This window comes from Clostridium sp. UBA6640 (assembly GCF_002455975.1).
Classification (GTDB): domain Bacteria; phylum Bacillota; class Clostridia; order Clostridiales; family Clostridiaceae; genus Clostridium_J.
Window position 1 is genome coordinate 1 of sequence record NZ_DKLM01000041.1, and the last position, 7775, is coordinate 7775.

4 protein-coding genes are annotated in these 7775 nt (G+C 27.1%); 1 reads left to right on the top strand and 3 read right to left on the bottom strand.

What is annotated here, in order from left to right; translation table 11 throughout:
• Positions 1-117: 117 nt before the first annotated feature.
• The 3 genes from B2W91_RS04380 to B2W91_RS04390 all read right to left on the bottom strand — a co-directional run bounded on the left by B2W91_RS04380 (position 118) and on the right by B2W91_RS04390 (position 4220).
• Positions 118-1683, bottom strand: a complete 1566-nt coding sequence (locus B2W91_RS04380; RefSeq protein ID WP_414633101.1) for a ClC family H(+)/Cl(-) exchange transporter — start codon at positions 1681-1683, stop codon at positions 118-120.
• Positions 1684-1824: 141 nt separating this feature from the next.
• The gene (locus tag B2W91_RS04385) at positions 1825-2568 is read right to left on the bottom strand and encodes a TIGR03915 family putative DNA repair protein (protein ID WP_291579062.1); all 744 of its coding nucleotides are present in this window, start codon (positions 2566-2568) and stop codon (positions 1825-1827) included.
• 341 nt (positions 2569-2909) lie between these two features.
• Positions 2910-4220 carry a putative DNA modification/repair radical SAM protein gene (locus tag B2W91_RS04390; protein ID WP_291579063.1) on the bottom strand — a complete coding sequence of 437 codons (1311 nt, stop codon included), beginning with the start codon at positions 4218-4220 and terminating at the stop codon, positions 2910-2912.
• A 255-nt stretch (positions 4221-4475) separates the two neighbouring features.
• Between B2W91_RS04390 and B2W91_RS04395 the strand changes: the two genes are divergently transcribed.
• Complete coding sequence (locus tag B2W91_RS04395) at positions 4476-7727, top strand: SNF2 helicase associated domain-containing protein (RefSeq protein WP_291579064.1); 3252 nt, start codon at positions 4476-4478, stop codon at positions 7725-7727.
• The last annotated feature ends 48 nt before the right edge of the window (positions 7728-7775 follow it).

Consider the following 7775-nt stretch of genomic DNA (forward strand, 5'->3'; position numbering starts at 1 on the left):
GTAACTTTAAGAAATAATCAATTCTAAATTTCTCAGTGACAACTGAGAAATGTCAATAATTGTGAATTGTGCATTGTGAACTGTGAATTAGAAAAAGGAGTTCAACGAACTCTTTTTTTATTCATATGCTATTTTCTTAAGATACTCTGTAATGTTACTGCTTTTATCTTCATCAGTAAGGATTACAAGATAATCTCCACCTAAAATATAAGTATCTCCTTTAGGAATAATTTCAATTCCACTTCTTTGTATTCCAACTAAAAGACAATTTTCTGGCCATTGAATATCTTTAATTTTTTTCTTGTCTAAGTAGGAACATATAGAAACAGGAATCTCTAGTATTGTTTTCTTTACTTCGTTTATTGCAAAATTATTATTTTTTTCTTTGCTTAACAATCTGTGCAAAAGAGTTTCATAAATAGGTTTTGAACCTAAAAAATCTGCAACTAAGTATCCTATTATAGATACTATAGATAAAGATAATAAGTGGCTTAAAGATCCGGTCATTTCAGTAATTAATACCGCACCAGTAATAGGGGCACGGACTATTGCAGTTAAGTATCCTGCCATAGCTAATATCATAAAATTATGTATGTGATCAGGAGAAGTTAGCCCTAAGCTCACTAAAATGTTTCCATATATACATCCTATAATTGCACCTATTACCAAGAGTGGAAGGAATATTCCACCAGGCGCACCAGAACCAAAACTTATCATAGTAAATAAAAATTTAACTATTAAAAGTATGAATAAAACTTTTAATGTAGGATTTTTTTCAATTATAGACATTACAAGGCTATGGCCACCACCTAATACTTGAGGAAGTATTAATCCTAATATTCCAGCTATCACAAAGGGAATTATAAGCCTAAATTGAGGAGGCAGCCATTTCTGACTATTATATAAATTTAAGGCTTTTACAAGAAGTGAGTTAAATATTACTCCTCCTATACCAATAATTACACCTAGGATAATTAGATAACCATAACTACTTAGAGGTAATGAAGATAAATTGCTAAATTTAAAGGCAGTGTTAAAACCAAAAAATAATTTAGAAATAAAATCTGCAGTTATAGCTGCTGTCATTGTACTTAATAGTATTAAGGGAGAGAAGCTTTTATGTACTTCTTCCAAAGAAAATATAACGCCTGCTAAAGGAGCGTTAAAAGCAGCAGCCAGTCCAGCACTAGCACCACTAGTAATTAAATATCTTTCTTCATTGTGATCAGAATTTAATCCTTTTGAAACACCTTGACCTATAGCAGCTCCTATTTGTATAGATGGGCCTTCTCTACCTAAGGAAAGCCCTCCTAAAATAGAAAGTGCACCTCCTACAAATTTTGATATAGCAACTTTTAACCAATTCATTTTTAATGGCCCGAGAACTGTACCTTCAACTTGGGGGATACCACTGCCACTAATCATAGGCTCTTTTTTTACTATAAAACCTACTATTAATGCTAGAGCTATAAGAAGAATAAACCAGAGTGGAATAAACCAATAATTTGTTCTTTGAAACTTATAGATATTTTGGCTTAAATGTTCCATTTTTTCTAAAGTAAATCTGTAAAGTACTGCAATAAGTCCAGAAAAAGCTCCTACTAGAATTGATTTTATAATAAGCTTTTGTTTAAAATTTTGCCAATGAGATAAAGCTTTAAGGGTATTGCTATCTTTACTCAAAATATCACCTTCTTTAATTTTAAAAAATTAAGCCCATAACTATTATAAGAATTAAACGGATAATTTTCAAATTAAAGTTATATAATGAGAAAATTGAAAGGTATAAATATTATATTTATACCAGATAAGATTATATATTAATTATAATTTTTCAGTTAAATGTTTCCAATATCTAATAGGCATATGCTGACGTTGAAGTTTTAAATTTTCACGGCTGCTGATGGAGGTAGAGTTAAAATAATTTTTCCATAAAGCTTCATATTCTCCCTCATCTTTTGCATTTAGAAATACTTTTCCATCTTCTTTTGTCAACACATCTATACTCCAAGTATTATTTTTATTTATAATAGCTAAATTTCTTTTAAGGTCATGGATTATAAAGTTTTCATTAGAAAATCTTGAAGAAAAGTGAGGAGCAATTAATGTTAAAATATTGTGATCAGGTTCAATAGCTGAGTAATAATGGTTATCTCCTATTTTTTTAAATCTTACAAAACCTAACATGCTATGACTTTCACCATTAACTCTTCTTACAATCTTAACGACTTCCATTACAATTTCATTATGAAGGTGAAGTTCAATTTCATTTCCTAATTTAAAAGCCAATCTAATATATTTATAAAGTAAAGTATGGGTATTAGAATAGCTACTTAAAAAACAATAAATTATATTTTTTATCACTTCATAAGAAAAATTTTTATTCATGGATTTATAAACCTTATTGGCTTTTTCATAATTAGTAGATATATTTATAAATTCATCTATTAAATTTGGCTCATAGTTTGCTTCTGTAATAATTAAATTAGGCTTTTTATTATTATAATAACTTTCATAAATGGAAGTTAAATACCCTTCAAAACTTCCATCAAAAATATAAACAATCATAGAACACCTCTTAATTAATTTAAAATATTCTAATTTAGATACTATAGGAATCCAATATGAAAACTTAAAAGATACTATAGAAAATAAATTTTCTATAAAAACAGCTTAACTCTTTAAAAATTAAGAATTAATAATTAAGTATGAAGAATTTAGGATGAAATTCGCCAGAGGTGAATTTCTAAAAATAAAATTTATTTTTAAAAAACTCCAAAGGCTTTAGCAGTGGAGTTTTAACCATAATTCTTCATTTTTCATTCTTCATTTTTAATCCATAGAAAAGAATTTCTATTATGGAAATTAAAATTATGTATAAATAAAATTTCCATTGAGGAATCCTATAATTAAATCTCTCCTGTGATGGACTTAACTTTATCTTCTTTTTTATATATGGTAGGAACAGTAGAGAAGAAAGAAAGTTGTTCATAATTAGAATTTATTGTCTTAAGTTTTTCTTCTTTTATTAATAATCTATTTTCTATTTTGTCTCTATCAAATCCCACATCACCATAGTACTTCCCTCTACAGGTTATAAAATATTGAGCTCTCTTTAATACTACGCCTAATTTTTTTATATCATCGAAAGTTAAAAAGCACACTTTTCTAGTTAATACAATTCTTTTTGCAGATCTTACTCCTATACCGGGCACTCTAAGTAATAATTCATATGGTGCAGTATTAATTTCAATAGGAAATTTATCTATGTTATTAAGAGCATAAGTAATTTTAGGATCTAGTTTTTCGTGAAAATTAGGATTAGTTTCATTTAAAAGCTCAGAGGCTTTAAATCCATAGAATCTTAAAAGCCAATCAGCTTGATATAATCTATTTTCTCTAAGTAGTGGAGGATTTTTTATATTTGGTAGTTTAGGATTATTGTTAACAGGTACATAAGCAGAATAATATACTCTTTTTAAAGAGTACTTGTTATAAAGCCCTTCGCACAATTTTAATATATCAAAATCACTTTCTTTGGTTGCACCTACAATAAGTTGTGTACTTTGACCTCCAGGGACAAATGTAGGGGCAGATTTAAAGTGTTTTTTATTATCTACTGAATGAATTATTTGATTTTTTATAAAACCCATAGGCTTTAGTATATTTTCTTTAGATTTCTGAGGTGCTAATAATTTTAGTCCTTGAGAGGATGGAAGTTCAATGTTAACACTCATTCTATCTACATATTTCCCAGCCTCTTCAATTAGAGCATCATCAGCACCAGGAATAGCCTTAACGTGGATATATCCATTAAACTTATATTCAAGTCTTAAAGTTTTAACAACTTTTAATAATAGTTCCATAGTATAATTAGCATTTTGTATTATTGCAGAACTTAAAAATAATCCTTCTATATAATTTCTTTTATAAAAATTTATGGTTAAATCAATAACCTCCTGAGGAGTAAAAAAGGCTCTAGGAACATCGTTGCTTATTTTATTTACACAATAAACGCAATCATAAATGCAATAGTTAGTTAGGAGTATTTTTAGAAGAGAAATACATCTACCATCTGATGCAAAGCTATGACATATACCACTAGCACTAGCATTACCTATACCATCTTTAGTGTTTTTTCTATTACTTCCGCTAGAAGAGCAAGAAACATCATATTTTGCAGCATCTGATAAGATTTTAAGTTTATCCATTATATCCATAATAATATTTCTCCTTAATTAAAATAATACACTGTAAATTGACGAAATCATTAACTCAATAGTTCTAACATCTCACATGTTTATTGATTTTTAAGACCTATATACTTCCATTTGAATCAATTATAGCACATATGTTCGCATGGGTGTAGGGGGAGAATGTAAAATTTACTAGCTATTATTTTTACTTTAATGTTATGGATAAAAAATTGGGTTATAATATTAAAATGGAATGAAGAATAATGAGGTGTTGGAGTTTTGAATATTAGTATAGAAAATATAAGAAAATTAACAGATGTGACCACATTTAGTAGAGGGTTAAATTATTATACGCAAGGAAAAATCTTTGATTTTGACATTAATAGGAGATATAACAGTATATTAAATGAGGAAATAGAATATGTAAAAGCTAATGTAGAATCCAGTGCATATTATAGCAGCTATGCTGTAGAAATAGATTTCATTGAAAGTACAAAAAAAATTTCTTGTAATTGTACATGTCCTGCCTTTAGTGAATATGGACGTATGAAAGCATGTAAACACATTATAGCTGTACTTATAAATTATTCTAATGAAACTAAAAGATCCTATGAAAAATTAAAAGTAAATTCTATTGATAATTTAGTAGAAATGTATAAAAGTAATTTTGATATCAATAAAAATTCAGCTGAAGAACTTTCCATGGATATTATATATTATCCTCTAAACAGCTATGACAAATGTAGTTCAATAGAGCTTAAAGTAGGATTGAATAAAAAATATGTGGTTAAAAATATGAAAAGCTTTTTGGAAGCTGTATACAAAAATCAATCTATGGAATTTGGAAAGAATTTTACTTTTAACCTTAACGAACAATATTTTAATGATGATCACAGAAAGCTTATAGATTTATTACTGGAAATTTATGAGTTAAATAACGTTATTGAAATTAATAATTATTCTTCAACTAATTTTAGAATGTTAAAAGGTAAAAGAGCTTATTTAACAGATATCCAAACAAAAAGATTTTTAAACATTTTTAAAGGTAAAACAATAGATATGGTAGATGGGATTGATGATATTAAAAATGTAAAAATAGAAGATGATATATTATCTTTAAAATTTGATATTAAAAATAAAGATGATAGGATCCATTTATCTTGTGGTAGTGAGTTTTATAAATTAACTAAAGATAGAAGCGTAATGTACTATGAAGATAAAATATATATGCTTTCAGATGAACAAATAAAGGTTTGGAAACCTATTTTTAGCGAAATGGAAAAGTATGAAAAAAATCAGTTAGTTTTCCCAAAAGAACAAAGCGAGAATATAGTAAATTACATAATACCAGCATTAAAAAATAGCGGAGCAAAATTAGAAATTAATCAAAACATGAAAAATAATTTTTATGAAGAAAAATTGATTACTAAGATTTACTTAGACAGGATTAATGAAAATATAAGTGCTGAAGTTTCTTTTAATTATGGTGATTTGAGCATAAATCCTATTGAAAATAATTTAAAGAAAGCTTCAAATAAAATTTTAATAAGAGATTTACAAAAGGAAAAGGAAACAATAGACAATATAAAAAACTGTGGCTTTACTGAAGATAAAAAAGTCTTTATTTTAAAAGATCAAGAGAAAATTATTGATTTTATCTTAGACAAAGTTTATAAACTTCAAAATTACGGAGAGGTTTACTATTCCGACAGCTTTAAAAATATGAAAGTTTATACATCATCAAATTATAAAGCTGCTATAAGATTAAATAATAATGATCTTTTAGAGTTTAGCTTTGATGTAGATGGCGTTAATAAAAGTGAACTTAAAGATATATTTAAATCTTTAAAAGAAAAGAAGAAATATCACAAGCTTAAAAATGGTGATTTTGTATCTTTAGAGGAAAAAGAATTAAGAAATGTAGCTAATATAATTGATTATTTAGATATAAAGGATTCACAGCTTAATGAAGGTAATATAATATTATCTAAATATAATGCACTTTATTTAGATGAGAATATAAAACAAAGTAATATAGAATTTGTAGAAAGAAATAAAGATTTTAGAGAACTTATTAACAATATAAAGGACATAAAAGAGCTAGACTATACGCTTCCATATAACTTACATAATATCATGAGACCGTATCAAGTTTTTGGATTTAAGTGGCTAAAGACTCTTGCAACTTATGGTTTTGGAGGAATATTAGCAGATGAAATGGGTCTTGGAAAAACTCTTCAGACTATTGCTTTTTTAGCTTCAGAAAAGAGTGGAGGTCCATCTTTAGTAATTGCACCTTCATCGTTAATATATAATTGGAAAAATGAATTTGAAAAATTTACACCAGAGGTTAAAGTAATAGTTGTGTCAGGAAATAAATCTACAAGAGAAGAGCTTATTAAGGATTTAAGTGAAAATGATGTAGTAATAACTTCTTACCCATTAATTAGAAGAGATATAGAAGAATATAAAAATTTTAAGTTTAATTATTGTATATTGGATGAGGCGCAACAAATAAAAAATCCATCATCTATAAATGCTTCTTCTGTAAAAGAGATAAGTGCAAAGGGCTATTTTGCTCTTAGTGGTACACCAATAGAAAACTCATTAACGGAACTATGGTCAATTTTTGATTTTATTATGCCGGGATATTTATTATCTCATTCAAAATTTACCCAAAAGTATGAATTGCCAATAGTAAAATATAATGATAGCAATTCTTTAGAGGCTTTAAATAAACGTATTAAACCTTTTATTTTAAAGAGATTTAAAAAAGACGTTATTAAAGAATTACCACCTAAAATTGAACATAGATTAATAGTTGAAATGACAGAAGAGCAGAAAAAAATATATGGAGCCTATCTAGCTCAATTTAAGGATGAAATGGAAGAAGAGATTAATAATAATGGTTTTAATAAAAGCAAGATAAAAATATTTTCACTATTGACTAGATTAAGGCAAATATGTTGTGATCCATCTGTATTTATAGAAAATTATAAGGGAAGTAGCGGAAAAATTGAGGCATTAGAAGGTTTAATTGAAGAGGGCATAAACGGCAATCATAAAATACTAATATTTTCTCAATTTACCTCTGTTCTTAAAAACATAGCTAAAAGACTAGATAAAAATGAAATAAGCTATATGTATTTAGATGGTAGTACTAAAATAGAAGAAAGACTTAAAATGGTAAATGAATTTAATGAAGGAAGTATTGAAGTGTTTTTAATTTCCATAAAAGCAGGAGGCACAGGACTTAACTTAACTTCAGCAGATTTAGTTATACATTTTGATCCATGGTGGAATCCGGCAGTGGAAGATCAAGCAACAGATAGAGCTCATAGAATAGGGCAAAAGAATACAGTAGAGGTTATAAAGCTTATTGCTAAGGGAAGTATAGAAGAAAAAATATTTCATCTTCAAGAAAAGAAAAAAGAAATGATTGATAATGTAATATCAGATAAATTTAAAGATGAAAATATAATAAATAAAATGAGTAAAGAAGAGATAGAAGATTTATTTTCTATTAATTAGAATAAGAAGCGATAATATAGGGTTCGACAATGAAAATTTAACTTATAC

What these genes read in the sequence shown, in the direction of transcription:
- B2W91_RS04385 (WP_291579062.1), bottom strand. Translation starts at nt 2,568, where the DNA reads ATGATTGTTTATATTTTTGATGGAAGTTTTGAAGGGTATTTAACTTCC.
- B2W91_RS04390 (WP_291579063.1), bottom strand. Translation starts at nt 4,220, where the DNA reads ATGGATATAATGGATAAACTTAAAATCTTATCAGATGCTGCAAAATAT.